This window comes from Chryseobacterium sp. C-71 (assembly GCF_020911865.1).
Lineage (GTDB): Bacteria > Bacteroidota > Bacteroidia > Flavobacteriales > Weeksellaceae > Chryseobacterium.
The window spans coordinates 712,186-728,071 of sequence record NZ_CP087131.1; the positions used below are offsets into that span (position 1 = coordinate 712,186).

General features: G+C 35.3%; 15 protein-coding genes. 10 read left to right on the forward strand and 5 right to left on the reverse strand.

Annotated elements, in window-relative coordinates:
* Positions 1-9: 9 nt before the first annotated feature.
* The 7 genes from LNP04_RS03190 (at position 10) to LNP04_RS03220 (ending at position 6,689) form a co-directional block, all read left to right on the forward strand.
* Positions 10-837 carry an S-adenosyl-l-methionine hydroxide adenosyltransferase family protein gene (locus tag LNP04_RS03190; RefSeq protein ID WP_229985136.1) on the forward strand — a complete coding sequence of 276 codons (828 nt, stop codon included), beginning with the start codon at positions 10-12 and terminating at the stop codon, positions 835-837.
* Positions 838-900: 63 nt separating this feature from the next.
* Positions 901-2,220, forward strand: coding sequence for a dihydrolipoamide acetyltransferase family protein (locus tag LNP04_RS03195; protein ID WP_229985137.1), 1,320 nt, complete (start codon positions 901-903; stop codon positions 2,218-2,220).
* A gap of 173 nt (positions 2,221-2,393) precedes the next feature.
* On the forward strand, positions 2,394-3,758 hold the full coding sequence (locus LNP04_RS03200; protein ID WP_229985138.1) for a chloride channel protein: 1,365 nt from the start codon (positions 2,394-2,396) through the stop codon (positions 3,756-3,758).
* A gap of 132 nt (positions 3,759-3,890) precedes the next feature.
* Positions 3,891-4,232, forward strand: a complete 342-nt coding sequence (gene rpsF, locus LNP04_RS03205) for a 30S ribosomal protein S6 (protein ID WP_129536868.1) — start codon at positions 3,891-3,893, stop codon at positions 4,230-4,232.
* Between the two features lie 33 nt (positions 4,233-4,265).
* Positions 4,266-4,568 carry a 30S ribosomal protein S18 gene (rpsR, locus tag LNP04_RS03210; protein WP_034757623.1) on the forward strand — a complete coding sequence of 101 codons (303 nt, stop codon included), beginning with the start codon at positions 4,266-4,268 and terminating at the stop codon, positions 4,566-4,568.
* A gap of 132 nt (positions 4,569-4,700) precedes the next feature.
* Entirely contained in the window at positions 4,701-5,219 is a 519-nt protein-coding gene (gene rplI, locus LNP04_RS03215) for a 50S ribosomal protein L9 (RefSeq protein ID WP_129536867.1), read from the forward strand.
* Between the two features lie 108 nt (positions 5,220-5,327).
* The gene (locus LNP04_RS03220; RefSeq protein WP_229985139.1) at positions 5,328-6,689 is read left to right on the forward strand and encodes an aldehyde dehydrogenase; all 1,362 of its coding nucleotides are present in this window, start codon (positions 5,328-5,330) and stop codon (positions 6,687-6,689) included.
* Positions 6,690-6,725: 36 nt separating this feature from the next.
* Here LNP04_RS03220 and LNP04_RS03225 read toward each other — a convergent pair whose 3' ends face one another.
* Positions 6,726-7,319: a thioredoxin family protein gene (locus LNP04_RS03225; protein ID WP_229985140.1), complete on the reverse strand. Its 594-nt coding sequence runs from the start codon at positions 7,317-7,319 to the stop codon at positions 6,726-6,728.
* Positions 7,320-7,482: 163 nt separating this feature from the next.
* Between LNP04_RS03225 and LNP04_RS03230 the strand changes: the two genes are divergently transcribed.
* Genes LNP04_RS03230 through LNP04_RS03240 form a run of 3 tightly spaced genes read left to right on the forward strand, consistent with a single transcriptional unit; the run spans position 7,483 to position 9,953 of the window.
* Positions 7,483-8,367 carry a lysophospholipid acyltransferase family protein gene (locus LNP04_RS03230; protein WP_229985141.1) on the forward strand — a complete coding sequence of 295 codons (885 nt, stop codon included), beginning with the start codon at positions 7,483-7,485 and terminating at the stop codon, positions 8,365-8,367.
* A gap of 6 nt (positions 8,368-8,373) precedes the next feature.
* A complete protein-coding gene (locus tag LNP04_RS03235) occupies positions 8,374-9,357 on the forward strand; it encodes a glycosyltransferase family 2 protein (RefSeq protein WP_229985142.1) in 984 nt (327 codons plus the stop codon).
* A 41-nt stretch (positions 9,358-9,398) separates the two neighbouring features.
* Complete coding sequence (locus LNP04_RS03240; protein WP_229985143.1) at positions 9,399-9,953, forward strand: 3'-5' exonuclease; 555 nt, start codon at positions 9,399-9,401, stop codon at positions 9,951-9,953.
* A 196-nt stretch (positions 9,954-10,149) separates the two neighbouring features.
* Here LNP04_RS03240 and apaG read toward each other — a convergent pair whose 3' ends face one another.
* The 4 genes from apaG to LNP04_RS03260 all read right to left on the reverse strand — a co-directional run bounded on the left by apaG (position 10,150) and on the right by LNP04_RS03260 (position 15,885).
* Positions 10,150-10,536, reverse strand: coding sequence for a Co2+/Mg2+ efflux protein ApaG (gene apaG, locus LNP04_RS03245; RefSeq protein WP_229985144.1), 387 nt, complete (start codon positions 10,534-10,536; stop codon positions 10,150-10,152).
* Between the two features lie 81 nt (positions 10,537-10,617).
* Entirely contained in the window at positions 10,618-11,868 is a 1,251-nt protein-coding gene (odhB, locus tag LNP04_RS03250) for a 2-oxoglutarate dehydrogenase complex dihydrolipoyllysine-residue succinyltransferase (protein ID WP_229985145.1), read from the reverse strand.
* Positions 11,869-11,906: 38 nt separating this feature from the next.
* Entirely contained in the window at positions 11,907-14,720 is a 2,814-nt protein-coding gene (locus tag LNP04_RS03255; protein ID WP_229985146.1) for a 2-oxoglutarate dehydrogenase E1 component, read from the reverse strand.
* A 124-nt stretch (positions 14,721-14,844) separates the two neighbouring features.
* Positions 14,845-15,885 (reverse strand): SRPBCC domain-containing protein, encoded by a 1,041-nt coding sequence (locus LNP04_RS03260; protein ID WP_229985147.1) that lies wholly within the window; start codon positions 15,883-15,885, stop codon positions 14,845-14,847.
* Position 15,886 lies beyond the last annotated feature (1 nt).

Below are 15,886 nucleotides of genomic sequence, written 5' to 3' on the forward strand. Positions count from 1 at the left end.
GATTTATTCATGTCAATCATTACCCTCACCTCAGATTTCGGACGTTTAGATTACAGAGTTTCGGCTATGAAAGGGAAAATTCTGTCTTTGAATCCTGAAGTCAACAGTATCGATATCAGTCATGATATTCAGGCATATAACCTTATTCAGACCTCTTATATTGTAAGAAATGCGTACCGTTATTTCCCAAAAGGCACGATTCACATTTTAGCAGTTGACAGCTTTTTTCATAAATCGAGAAAAAATATTTTATACAAAGCCGACGGATCTTATTTTCTTGCGGCAGACAACGGATTGCTTAGTTTGATTTTTTTTGATATTAAACCTGAAGCGATTTACGAAATTACACTCAACAACAGATTTGATGACGTAGTCAATTTCACTTCGACTGATGTTTTCGTTCCTGTTGCGGTACATTTGGCAAACGGCGGACTTCCGGAAGTAATCGGAAGAAAAATTGAGACCACAAAACAGCTTTTATTTCCAAAACCGGTCTATAATGAGCCCGAAAAGATGATTATTGGGGAAGTAATGTACATTGACAATTTCGGAAACATAATATCAAATATCAGTCAGGAATTCTTTGAAACTTTAGCGAAAGGTTTCGAAAAATTCACTATAAAGTTCAGAAATTTGAGTTTATCGAAAATATACTCAAGCCACACCGAAGTTGTATCCGATTGGGACAGAGAAACCGAATACCACGGGCAATCTGCAGCAATTTTTAACGACAGCCAACAGCTTGAATTGACCATTTATAAAGGCAGTAAAAAGAACGGTGCCAAAACCCTTTTCGGATTAAACGTCGGAGAAAATATTTACATCGAATTTTTCTAAAATTATCTATTTCATAAAAAAACCGATTTTTTTTATATATTTGTCAAAATCTAAAATTAGAAAATGGCAGAATACAAATTATTGCTTCCTTCTATGGGTGAAGGCGTGATGGAAGCTACGGTGATCACTTGGTTATTCAATGAAGGCGATCAGGTAAAAGAAGATGATTCGGTAGTAGAAATTGCAACAGACAAGGTAGATTCGGATGTACCAACACCGGTTTCGGGGAAAATCATAAAGATCCTTAAACAAAAAGACGAAGTTGCAAAAGTAGGTGAAGCCATCGCTATTTTAGAGATTGAAGGAGAAGGCGGAAGTACAGCTTCTGAAGAAGTAAAAACTGAAACTTCAGCTCCTGATGCAGAAACCATTAAAGCAATCGAAGAGCCTTTGAATCCAACAGCTACTTCTCACGTAGAATTTTCGGGAGACCTTTATTTATCTCCACTAGTAAAATCTATCGCTCAACAGGAAAATATTTCTGAATCTGAATTAAAAACGATCAAAGGAAGCGGTTTAGAAGGAAGAATTACCAAAGAAGATATTCTAGCACACGTTTCCAACAGAGGAAATCAGCCACAACAAGCAGTTCAGCAACAAGCGGTTCCGGTTCAGGCAGCTTCTACTCCACCAGCAGTAACTTCAGCTCCGGCTTCTACAATTTCTGTAGCTGCAGGTGACGAAATCATTCCTATGGACAGAATGAGAAAAATCATCGCTGAAAACATGGTGAAAGCAAAACATATTGCTCCACACGTTACTTCTTTTATCGAAACTGACGTAACCAACGTTGTAAAATGGAGAGCAAAAAACAAAGATATGTTCGAAAAACGTGAAGGTGAAAAATTGACTTTCATGCCAATTTTCGTGAAAGCTATTGTGAAAGCAATTCAGGATTTCCCGATGATCAACGTTTCTATCAATGGTGACAATATCATCAAGAAGAAAAATATCAACATCGGTATGGCAACTGCTTTACCAGACGGAAACCTTATCGTTCCTGTAATTAAAAATGCGGATCAATTATCACTTTCTGGCTTAGCAAAAGCGATCAACGATTTAGCTTACAGAGCAAGAAACAAAAAATTAAGACCAGAAGATACTCAAGGCGCTACATACACGATTTCTAATGTAGGAAGCTTCGGAAATTTAATGGGAACACCTATTATTCCTCAGCCTCAGGTTGCAATTATGGCAATTGGAGCTATCGTTAAAAAACCTGCAGTTCTTGAAACTAAGGATGGTGATGTAATCGCTATCCGTCAGTTGATGTTCATGTCTCACTCTTATGATCACAGAGTGGTAGACGGTTCTCTAGGTGGAATGATGTTGAAGCATGTTCATGATTACCTTCAAAACTGGGATTTGAACACTGAAATATAAGTAATGTGTAGTTGGTGATGAGTAATTGCCAATTATTTTAAATATAACCTTCGAATTTTTTCGGAGGTTTTTTTGTCTTATTTTTTTATTTAAATATTATTAATTCCTAAATTTTTGAATGAAATTTCATATTTAATTTTTCATTTTAATAAAAATTAATCTATTTTTGAGTTATGCGTAAAATTTTGTCATCGATTCGCAAAGGTCTCAAAAAATCTTTCGACAACATCCGAAACGAACAGCTGAAACACAATTTGCTTCAAGCTATTCCCTTTTGGATTGGTTCGGTGATTACGGGCTTTTTTGCAGTAATGTATGCGAAAATATTTGCTTGGGGTGAAAATTTATTACACTTCATTCTCAACTGGCATGATTGGATGATTTTCGTTATTGCTCCGGCAGGTTTTGTGCTTTCGTGGTGGCTGGTAAAAGAATTTGCACCTTACGCAAAAGGCAGTGGAATTCCACAGGTGATGGCAGCTGTAGAATTGGCAAATCCGAAGGAACATAAAAAAATACGAAGTCTCTTAAGCTTAAAAATTATTGTTTTTAAAATAATTTCATCTGTTGTATTAGTTATTGGTGGCGGCGCAGTCGGTCGTGAAGGACCAACTATTCAAATTGCTGGTTCGATTTTTAGGAAAGTAAATGAATATCTTCCGGAATGGTGGCCAAAAATCTCAAAGAAAAACATGATTATGACTGGAGCCGCAGCCGGATTGGCAGCTGCTTTCAACACACCTCTTGGAGGAATTGTATTTGCAGTGGAGGAGCTTTCAAAAACGCATATCAATTACTTTAAAACAGCACTTTTCACGGCAGTTATTATTGCGGGTTTAACAGCACAGACCTTAGCAGGCTCTTATTTATATTTAGGATACCCTAAAACGAATGATGTTTCATTAATGGTGATGTTTCCCATTATTTTGGTGGGTGGAGTTGCAGGAATTTTGGCAAGTCAGCTTTCGGTAACCATGCTCAAAATGAATGACTGGAAAAAGAGAAAATTGAAAACAGATAAAGCCAATGTTCTATTTCTTACTGGTTCTGCTTTAATAATCGCTTGTATCTCTTTTTTTATCAGCCGAGAAGTTTTAGGTTCTGGAAAAGAAATCATGGAACGTGTCCTTTTCACTCAGGATAAGCATGAAGATTGGTATGTTCCTATTTTGAGAATGTTGGGTCCTGCCCTATCTTTCACTTCCGGCGGCGCAGGTGGAATTTTCGCTCCGGCTTTAACGGCTGGTGCAAGTATAGGATCGGTAATTTCTGGAGCAATTCGTTTAACACCAAATGAAACGAATGTTGTGATTCTTGCTGGGATGGTCGCTTTTTTAACAGGAATCACCAGAGCTCCATTTACTTCAGCAATCATTGTTTTAGAAATGACTGACAGACATTCTTTAATTTTTCACTTAATGTTGGCAGGGATGGTCTCTTCTATTGCTTCTATTTTAGTGAGCAGACATTCTTTGTATGATGTACTAAAAGTAAACTTTCTTACTGAAATTAGAAGTAAAGAAAATGAAACGGATTAGATTTCTCTGTTTAAAATTCTAAATCTACAAAAATCATTAAATAATTTCATCATATAACATCTGATTCATTGTGTATTACAAATATAATTCATATTTTTGCACCTCGAAATAATTAACAAATTCATTTACATTATGAACAATTACGAAACTGTTTTCATTTTAACTCCCGTTCTATCTGATGCTCAGGTGGAGGAAGCAGTGAAAAAATTTGAAGATCTTATCAAAGAAAAAAACTGTGAGATTGTCACTAGAGAAAATTGGGGATTGAAGAAATTAGCTTATCCAATTCAATTAAAAAAGAATGGATTCTACACTTTAATCGAGTTTAAAGGTGAAGGAACTGTAGTTGCTGACTTAGAATTGGCATTCAAACGTGACGAAAGAGTAATTCGTTACCTTACTACAAAACTAGACAAGCACGCTGTAGAGTACGCTGTAACTAGAAGATCTAAACTTAAAGCTTCAAGAGCTTAATATTACTAACCCAAATTTAAAAAAGACAAAGACATGGCAATAGATGATATGGCTAAACAAGCCTCTGCTGGAGGTGAATCTGAAGTAAAATTCCTTACTCCACTTGATATCAATACAAAAACTGATAAAAAGTACTGTAGATTCAAAAAATTCGGAATCAAGCACGTTGATTACAAAGACGCTGATTTCTTATTACAGTTCGTGAACGAACAAGGTAAAATTTTACCAAGAAGATACACTGGTACTTCTTTAAAATACCAAAGAAAAGTTTCTTCGGCTATCAAAAGAGCAAGACACCTTGCAATGATGCCTTACGTAGCTGACTTATTAAAGTAAAAATTGCAATTAGCAATTGGCTACTAGCTTTTAGCTTTTGGCTTTTGTTGCTGAATTAATATTAAATTCTAACGAAGTGAAGAGAAACCCGATGAATAATCGGAACTTGGAACTCTAAAACGGACAACAACAATGGAAATTATCCTTAAAAAAGACGTAGAAAATTTAGGTCTTGAATTCGATACAGTAAATGTAAAACCAGGTTACGCAAGAAACTTCTTGTTACCTCAAGGAATCGCTCTTTTAGCTACACCAAAAAACAAAGCTACTTTAGAAGCTACTTTGGAAGCTAGAAAAGAAGAAGAAGCTAAATTGGTTGCTGCTGCAAACGCTGTAGTAGATCAATTGAAGAAAACTTCTATCACTATTCCTGCTAAAGTAGGTTCTGGTGACAAATTATTCGGATCTATCAACAATGCAGATCTTTCTGCAGCATTGGCTAAAGCTGGTGTACAAGTTGAGAAGAAATACATCAAAATCCCAGGAAACACGATTAAGAGAACTGGTAAAGTAACTGCAGTAGTTAGACTTCACAGAAATGTAGAGTACAACTTCGAGTTTGATGTAGTATCTGATGCTCCGGTAGAAGCTCCTAAACCAGCTGCTCCTAAAAAAGTTGCAGTAGAAGAAACTCCTTCTGAAGAAGCTTAAGATTCTAAAGAGATTTTCTCAAATATATAACCACTTCGCAAGAAGTGGTTTTTTTATGGCTACACTTTGGCATATTTTTTACCGTAATTGATTTTCAATAAATAAAGAATGAATTACCAAGATATACTCCACTCCCAAAAGGAATTTTTCAACACGCAAAAAACGAAGAATGTAAAATTCAGAAAAATGTATCTCGAAAAGCTGAGAGATTTAATTATTCAGAATGAAAATTTACTCTACGAAGCAATTGATAAAGATTTTGGAAAATCTCAGTTTGAAACGTATGTTACCGAGATTTCATTTGTTTTAAAAGATATTGATTATTATCTGAAAAATTTAAACTCACTTTCAAAACCAAAGAAAGTCACAACCAATTTAGCCAATCAGATTGCTACCAGCAAAATCCATTCTGAACCTCTTGGCTGCACGTTAATCATCGGAGCCTGGAATTACCCTTATCAACTTTCTTTATCGCCATTAATAGCCTCAATTGCTGCCGGAAACTGTTGTATTCTAAAACCTAGTGAAATTGCCGAAAATACAATGAAAGTAATGGCAAAAATCATCAATGAAAATTTTCCACCAGAATACATTTACGCTGTTGAGGGAGGAGTTGATGAAACAACAGAAATTTTAAAATTAAAATTCGACAAAATATTTTTCACCGGAAGCACAAAGGTGGGTAAAATCGTCTACAAAGCTGCCGCAGAACATTTGACACCTGTAACGTTAGAATTAGGAGGAAAATCGCCAGTAATCGTTACAAAAGAAGCGAATATCGAAGTTGCAGCCAAGAGAATTGTCTGGGGGAAATTTTTAAATGCCGGACAAACATGCGTTGCGCCAGATTATATTCTAGTTGAAGAATCTGTGAAAGAGCAATTCTTAGAATCATTAAAAAAATACATTCAAGAATTCAAATATGAATCAAATTCCGAGCAATACACAAGAATTATCAATAAGAAAAATTTTGAAAGACTTATCAAATTAATCAATCCACAAAAAGTATACTTTGGAGGGAATTTTAATGAAAACAATCTTCACATCGAACCTGCCATTTTAGATAATGTCAATTGGGAAGATGATGTGATGCAGGACGAAATTTTCGGACCTATTTTACCAATACTTTCTTTTACAAATTTCCATCATGCTTTAAACTCAGTTTTGGAATTGGAAAAACCTTTGTCAGCCTACATTTTCACCAATAATGATGAAGAGAAAAATTTATTTACTCAAAAATTGTCTTTTGGTGGTGGCTGTATCAATGATGTGGTCATGCATTTAGGAAACGACAATCTTCCGTTTGGCGGAGTCGGAAATTCTGGAATGGGAAGCTATCACGGGAAATTTGGTTTTGAAACTTTTTCACATCAAAAAGCTATTTTGGATAGAGCAACTTGGGGTGAGCCAGATTTAAAATATCCACCCTATTCCGAGAATAAAATAAAGTGGATTAAGAAACTTTTATAAAATAAAAAACCGAGAAAATTCTCGGTTTTTCTGTTATTATGATTTTGTTGTCCAGCTTTTGAAAAACTCTTTTACTTTTTCTAAACTGTAGCCTTTATTTTCTTCCAAAACATCACTTTTCTGCACATGAATCATCTTTCCGTTTTGATCTAAAACAATGAATACCGGATAACCAAATTCATCACCGGGGTTTCCGTATTTAGAAAAAACTTTCTCGTTTTTATTCTCCGGTGAATAATTCAGGTGATAATACAAATAATTATCATCGACTAACTTCTTCAATTCCGGAGCTGTCTGAACGTATTGGTTAAATCTTAAACACCAGATACACCAGTTCCCTCCTGCCTGAATCATAATGTTCTTATTTTCCTTTTTCGCTTTTGCTACCAAATTTTCGATGTCTTTTTCAGCATTGGCTTTAGCGTCATACGGTTTTGGCAACTTAGCTTTTTCAGCTAGTGCTGCTTTCTTTTTTGCTTCTTGCTCGGCAATTTGTTCGGGTGATACGATAAGCGCTTTGTCGTTAGAGTTTTTAACATTTGAGCTTGTTTCTTTTATATCTTGAGCAAATACAGTACTTCCTAATGTAAGAAAACTGAGAATTGCTAAATTTTTTGATATGTTTTTCATACGTAAATTATAATTGTTTTAAAGGTCGTATGCAATCGCCTAATATTTATTAGAACTTGTGCTTCCAGATCATGGCGATTTCATACTATAAAATTAAAAAAATAATACTTATTTGTAGCAAAAATGAAACCATAATTTTATTATTAGTAAATTTGTAGACTTTATGAATTTTCTGATCAAAATACTTTACTTGATTTCTAAAATACCGCTAAGAATATTATATATTTTTTCGGACATTATCTTCTTCCTAAATTATTATTTTGTAGGATACAGAAAAAAAATAATCACGCAGAATCTGAAAAATTCATTCCCTGAAAAATCAAACAAAGAAATTGCAGCAATAAGAAAGAAATTTTACTTAAATTTTTCAGATTACCTTATAGAAACTGTAAAATCTTTTACCATGTCTGAAACAGAAACCAAGGTTAGGATGCAACATATCAATCAACACTTGTTTCAGGAAGCTAAAGATGAAGGTAAAAATATCATTTTATTGGCAGGTCACGTTTTCAATTGGGAATGGATGAATACTTTGGCTACTATGGTTCCTCAAACAAACTGTCATCCTGTTTACAGAAAAGTGAACAGTACTTTTTGGGAAGACCAAATGAAAAAAGTGAGAAGCAAATTTGGAAACGTTGCCTTAGAAGCCAATGAGGTGATTATGAATATTTTAAGAAACAAAAACAATGGAGATTCTATTTATCTTTTTGTAGCTGATCAAACTCCGCATTCTTCTCATGTGAACTACGGATTAGAATTTCTTAATCAAAGAACACCTGCATTTATTGGATATGATAAATTAGCGACAAGAATGGATCTGGTATTTATCTACACAGAAATGAAAAAGGTAAAACGCGGTCATTATCAAATCAATTATTATAGAATTATGCCTGAAGGGGAAAAATTTGTAACCAATGAAGTGGTAAGAAAGTTCCATCAATTATTACAAAATACCATTATAAAAAGACCCGACAATTACCTTTGGTCACACAGAAAATGGAAATATCAGGATTCTATTAAAACTTTTGATTCTGAAAAACTTTAAATACTAATGTCAGAAAACTTAGCCATTGTTATCCTCAACTGGAACGGGAAAAGCTGGTTAGAAAAATTTCTTCCAAGCGTAGTCAACTATTCTCAAAATGCTGAGATTTATGTCATCGATAATTTTTCTGATGATAATTCCGTAGACTTTTTAAAAGCTAAATTTCCAACTGTTAAGATTGTTTTAAATGATAAAAATTATGGTTTTGCAGGTGGTTATAATGAAGGTTTAAAAAAAATCAATTCAGAATATTACTGTCTTCTGAATTCAGACGTTGAAGTCACCGAAAATTGGATTGATCCTGTTCTTAATTTATTTAAAATTGATAATCAGATTGCAGCCATTCAGCCTAAAATTTTATCTTACTCAAATAAAAAATATTTCGAATTTGCAGGAGCCGGAGGCGGATTGATTGATAACTTAGGCTATCCTTACTGCAGAGGTCGTGTTTTCGATGATGTGGAAGAAGACAAAGGCCAATATGATGACGAGACTGAAATTTTTTGGGCTTCCGGATGTTGCTTTTTTATAAGATCAAAAGATTTTTGGGAGCAAAATGGTTTTGATGAAAGATTTTTTGCACATCAGGAAGAAATTGATTTATGCTGGAGATTGAAAAATTCAGGAAGAAAAATATATTACACCGGGCAATCAAAAATATATCACGTTGGAGGTGGAACTTTAAATAAACAAAGTCCGCAAAAGACTTTTCTCAACATCAGAAATAATCTTTCGATGATGTTGAAAAACTTACCTTTTCCAAATTTAATTTGGATATTATTTTCAAGAATGATATTAGACGGAGCTGCAGCTTTCTATTTTGCCTATAAAAATGGCTTCTCTCATCTTTGGGCAGTTTTACGAGGTCATTTTGGTTTCTATTCTCAGATTCCTGGCACTTTAAAACTTCGTCAAAAAAATCATATTAAAAAATATTACCAAACCGAATGGCTTATTTTTAAGCACTTTTTAGGAAATAAAAAAAGTTAAAATCATTTACCAATAACCATTCATCAATTATAAAAAATCACATGGATTTCTGCGCAATAGATTTTGAAACGGCTACTCACGAAAGACATTCGGCTTGCGAATTGGGAATTTGCGTGGTTGAAAATTCACAGATTGTTTCTACCAAAACATGGCTGATAAAACCGCCAAGTTTTCCTTATTTTAATCAAAGGAATATTGATGTGCACGGTATCGTTCCAAATGATGTGAAAGACGCTCCTACTTTTGATGAAATCTGGTATGAAGTTCAGGAAATGATGTATGGGACATTAATGATTGCTCACAACGCCAGTTTTGATGCAGGAGTTCTGAGAAGCTGTCTTGATTATTATGGAATGTTTAAACCCAATATCAATTATCTCTGCAGCATTCAGGTGGCAAAAAAATCATGGAATTATCTCCCTAAATATGGTTTGAAACATTTAGCAGAACATCATCAGATCAAATTTAATCACCACAGAGCTGGCGATGATGCTGAAGCTTGTGCAAGAATTGCATTGTTAGGTTTTGAAAAACTAATTATTACAAGTACAGATGAAATTCATGACTGTTTTCAGTCTAAGCTTAAGAAATTGTAAAGATTTGAATTTCTGACTATCCTTTGATCTTCAAACCGATCTTGCAGCCCGACCTGAGTGGAGCTCTTTTTCTGTCATTGCGATTGTGTGAATGTTCTACTGATTACCGAAAATTCTATCGCAATGATAGAAAAAAGCGGGAACGGAGGGCGGAAAAAGCTGCCCAAAGTAATAAAGATAAAGCTGTATTTATTTATTAATTCACAAGGACTGCTGAAAGCAAATTAAATTTCGGGATATCAATCTCAAAATTTTCATGAGTTTCTTCGTTCCGCACCAGATACATTCCGCTCATATTTCCGACGCCTGAACGCAGCATAACGTTTGAAAAATAAGCAAACTGATCATTGGGCTGTATATCGGGAGTGAGACCAATGACGCCATCTCCTACCACCTCAGTAAAACCAAATCCTACGTCAAAGATGAGCCATTTTCTTTTTAGAATTCTGATAGGGAAATTTCCTTCATTTTCTATCACGATGTTGTATTTAAAAACAAATCGGTTTTCAGAAGGATAACTGTTTTTGCTATCATACTCAGGTATCACAGACACCCTAATATTCGAAGTAATTTTAGAAAACATTTTGTGCGTTTTATTATTTACTACAAAAATCTCGCCTTTTTTGAAGGCGAGATTTTATATGATGTTCCAGGAAATAATTAATTATAATCCAAGACCTTTTTTCTCGTCTCCACCCAATAGAATTTCTACCGGATTGTCGATACCTTCTTTTACCGCAACAAGGAATCCTACAGATTCTTTACCATCGATAATTCTGTGATCGTAAGACATTGCAACATACATCATTGGACGAATCACAACTTGGCCGTCAACCGCAACCGGTCTTTGGATGATATTGTGCATTCCTAAGATTGCAGATTGTGGCGGGTTGATAATTGGCGTAGATAACATTGATCCGAAAGTACCACCGTTAGTAATCGTGAAAGTACCACCAGTCATTTCGTCAACTGTAATTTTACCGTCTCTTACTTTGATCGCTAAATCTTTGATATTTCCTTCAACGTTTGCGAAAGACATATTTTCAGCGTTTCTCAATACCGGAACCATCAATCCCTTAGGACCTGAAACGGCAATTGAAATATCGCAGAAATCGTAATTAATTTTAAAATCTCCGTCGATCGATGCATTTACATCAGGATACATTTGTAATGCTCTTGTAACCGCTTTTGTGAAGAAAGACATGAAACCAAGTCCAACCCCGTGCTTCTGAGCAAATTCTTCTTTATATAATTTTCTTAGTCTAAAGATTTCAGACATATCAACTTCGTTGAAAGTCGTCAACATTGCAGTTTCGTTCTTTACAGAAACCAATCTTTGAGCTATTTTTCTTCTAAGAACTGAAAGTTTCGTTGTGGTTGTAGATCTTGCACCTGTAGCCGTTAAAGAACTTCCTCCCATTGCAGGAACAGCAGCTAATTCAGCGTCAGATTTAGAGATTCTTCCATCTCTTCCAGATCCTGAAACCTGAGAAGCGTCAATCCCTTTTTCGTCAAGAATTTTCTTTGCAGCAGGAGACGGAGCACCTGTAGCATAAGATTGAGGAGCAGCAGGAGCCGGTTTTGGAGCTTCTACTTTTGCAGGTTCAGCAGCTTTAGGCGCTTCTTCTTGTTTTGGAGCTTCAGCAGCCGGAGCAGCACCACCTTCCGGTTTAGCAGCATCCATATCAATTAAACAAACAACCTGACCTACCTGTACTACATCACCTTCTTCAGCTTTCAAAGTGATCACACCACTCTCTTCTGCAGGTAATTCTAAAGTTGCCTTGTCTGAATCTACTTCAGCGATTGGTTGATCTTTTTGTACATAATCACCATCTTTTACAAGCCAAGTTGCAATTTCAACTTCTGTAATTGATTCTCCCGGTGAAGGAACTTTCATTTCTAAAATTGACATATCGTATTTTTTATTTTTTTAATGGATATTTATTATAATTAAGCGGTAACAGGTCTTTTTGCCGGAGCATCATCTCTATCAAAAACTCTGTTGATAACCAAGTTTTGGTTTTTCTCAAACATTTTGTGACTTCCAGGAGCCGGAGCACCACTTGGTACCGGAGAGATAACCTGAATTCCTGTATCTCTGAAATTTCTCAGGATATAAGACCAAGCTCCCATATTTTCCGGTTCTTCCTGAGCCCAAATGATTGATTTTTTGTTTTCATATTTAGCAAAAACAGCTTCGATCGCGTCATTTTGAAGCGGGTACAACTGCTCAAATCTCACCAAAGCAACATTTTCACAATTTAATTCTTCTTTTTTAGCTAATAATTCGAAGTATAATTTACCTGAACACAATACTAATTTTTCAACTTTCGCAGGATCTGCAGTTGGATCATCTAAGATCGGCTGGAATCCTTTGTTTGAGAAATCTTCAAGCGGAGAAACCACTTTTGGATGTCTTAACAATGACTTTGGACTCATCACAATTAATGGTTTTCTGAATGACCATTTCAGCTGTCTTCTCAACAAGTGGAAATAGTTGGCAGGTGAAGTAATATTCGCTACCACCATATTTTCGTTGGCACAAAGCGTCAAGAATCTCTCCAGTCTTGCTGAAGAATGCTCTGCACCTTGACCTTCCGAACCGTGCGGAAGTAACATCACTAAACCGTCCTGAATCTTCCATTTTTCTTCTGCTGCAGCCAAATATTGGTCAACGATAATCTGCGCTCCGTTGACGAAATCTCCGAACTGAGCTTCCCAAATTGTCAAAGTATTCGGAGATGCCATTGCATAACCATAATCGAATCCTAAAACTCCGTATTCAGAAAGGTGAGAATTGAAAACATCAAATCTACTTTCTGAAACTTCTTTTAAAGGAATATATTCTTCCTCAGTATCTTCAGTTTTTACAACAGCGTGTCTGTGAGAGAACGTTCCCCTTTCCACATCTTCACCAGAAATTCTGATGTTGTGACCTTCAACAAGAAGTGTAGCATAAGCCAACCACTCTCCAAGAGCCCAGTCTAAAGAGTTTGCCTCAATAGCCTTGATTCTGTTATCAAAAAGTCTTGTAATTTTATTGATGAATTTTTTATCAGCAGGAAGCGTTGACATTTTAATTGCCAATTCTTTCAGTTTAGCTAAATCATATCCTGTATCAACAGCATCTTGTACGGCACCTCTTTTTGCAATTGGGAAATTCGTCCAGTCATCTGCCATGAAGATATCCATCACATTTTTCTCGATTTCCTTAGAAGCATCAAAGTCTTTATCTAAAAGCGCTTTGAATTCTGTTTCCATTTTTGCAATAACGTCGTTTGAAGTAATGCTGTCTTTTAAGAGTTTATCTTTATAGATTTCTCTCGGGTTAGGATGCTTTGAAATTAATTTATACAAATTAGGCTGCGTAAATCTTGGCTCATCCCCTTCGTTATGACCATATTTTCTGTATCCTAGCAAATCAATGTAAACATCTTTACCAAACTTCGCTCTGAAATCAGCTGCAAAGTGAATTGCATGAACCACCGCTTCTGCATCATCTGCATTTACGTGCATTACAGGAGATTCTGTTACTTTTGCAATATCTGTACAATAAGTAGAAGATCTTGCATCCATGTAGTTTGTTGTAAATGAAACTTGATTATTCACAACGATATGCACAGTACCGCCCGTTTTGTATCCTTCCAAAGTCATCATCTGAGCAACTTCATAGGCAATACCTTGACCAGCTAAAGCGCCATCACCATGAATGATAATTGGTAATACTTTAGAATAGTCTTTATATTTATCATCTACCTTAGCACGGCAAATACCTTCTACTAAAGCAGCAACAGTTTCTAAGTGAGATGGGTTCGGAGTTAAGTTAATAGAAACTTCTTCTCCGGACGCTGTTTTTATTTTTTTAGATGAACCTAAGTGATATTTTACATCACCGGAGAATACATCTTCTTCAAATTCTTTTCCTTCAAATTCTGAAAAAATCTGCTTATAAGATTTCCCGAAAATATTGGTCAGTACGTTTAATCTCCCTCTGTGAGCCATCCCCAAAACAACCTCATCAACTCCCAACTGTGAAGATCTTGAGATCAACTGGTCCAAAGCAGGAATCAAAGTTTCACCACCTTCTAATGAGAATCTTTTCTGACCTACAAATTTTGTATGAAGATAATTTTCAAATGCTACCGCCTGATTTAATTTAAGTAAAATCTCAGTTTTCTCGTTTGCATTAAGGCTTGGATGGTTTTCGTTAACCTGAATCCATTGCTTGATAAAATCTTTTTCCTCAACATTGTTAATGTAGGTATATTCTACACCAATTGAGTCACAGTAGATAGTTTCAAGATGTCTGATCAGTTCCTGTAAAGTTGCAGGACCTTTCATCCCGGTTTCTGTGGCACAGTTGAATTTTGTATTCAAATCTGACTGAGAAAGACCGAAATTTTCTATATCTAGAGTTGGCGTATAATGTCTTCTCTCACGGACAGGGTTGGTTTTTGTAAACAAGTGGCCTCTCGTTCTGTAAGCTTCGATAAGATTCACCACCTTAAATTCCTTTTTGATGTGCTCAGGAACTTCACCGTTTGAAGCCGCCTGAGAAATCTGTTGAACTGCAGAAGAAGAATTTCCCACGTTTTTGATTTGCTGAATATCTTCTTCATCAGAATAATTCTCCAATGCAAAATCAAAGCCTTGAAAAAAGGCTTTCCATGATGGTTCTAAAGAGTCCGGAAATTTTAAGTACTGTTGGTATAAATCCTCAATTAACTGAGAATGAGCTGCGTTTAGGAATGAAAATCTGTCCATTATTACAGTTGGTCTATTTATTAAATTTTGTTAGTCGTATTAATCTTCAAATTTAATAAAAAAAACCGACTTGGGACAGCCTCAAACTATTAAAAAAAACATAAAGGAATGATTTGTATCATATTTATTTATAAACAGATAACGAAAGCTTCATATTGACATCCTGATTCTCCAGAGGCTGCTCTATAAACGTCTGATAAATGTCACCGTAACGCATTTCGTCTGTCTTAGCTTTTTGTATTAGTTGCTGAATTGCTTTTACTCTTCCTGCATAAGTTCCCTTGTAATAAATCACATAATTTTGAGTAGGATTGACGGATCTGAAGCTGAAATTATTGTCGTTAACCCCAAATTTCTTAGACAAAGGAATTCCGAAATAATAAGAAACTTCATTGTCTTTGAAATTATCTGCATCAGTAATCAGGATTGAGTAACCAAATTCATCATCTTTTTTGCCTAAATCCATCGTCACATAATTGTAGACTTTATTATAATTCATGACAATATTTTTGTACAATGCATCTTTTTTATTGGAAGTACTCACGCTTACTCCCAAAATCATTTTTGCCTCTTCTTTCTCCACCATCAGACTGTCGTACTTTATCGAAGCAAGCTGATTGTCTTTTGAAACTTTATTTCCTAAGACATTTTTAAGATTCACCATACTTTTATCAATGTTTTCGGTGAATTTATCTTCGGTCCAGAAATTCTGAGCTCTCGTTAAAACCGATAATTTCGGAGTATGTACAAACCAGGTAATCTTTGTTTTTTCTGCTGAAACGGCTTTAAATTTAACGTCAATTAAAGTCGGGTTTTCATCTTCGTCTTCAAAGAGCTGATACCTTAAAGTTTTGTTAGGGTTTTCGTAGCGGATAAACATTTCGCCGCCGTCTTCACTCTTCGGATCATTGTAGCTGATTGCGCTTCCCTGCCCTTCGTAAGGCGTGTAATAATCAATGGTGATGGTTTTTGAACTCGTAAAGAAGTTATTCCATCTTGTGAAATGCTGTAAATTATTAAACTGATTAAACACTTTATCTAAAGGAAAATCAATCTCTTTTTCTACCTTGAAACTTTTGCTTTCGTCTACAAAGAAATACATAGAAGCCGCATAAGCTCCCACAAGCAAAGAAATAATTATGGCTATGATTTTGAAAAAACGCATC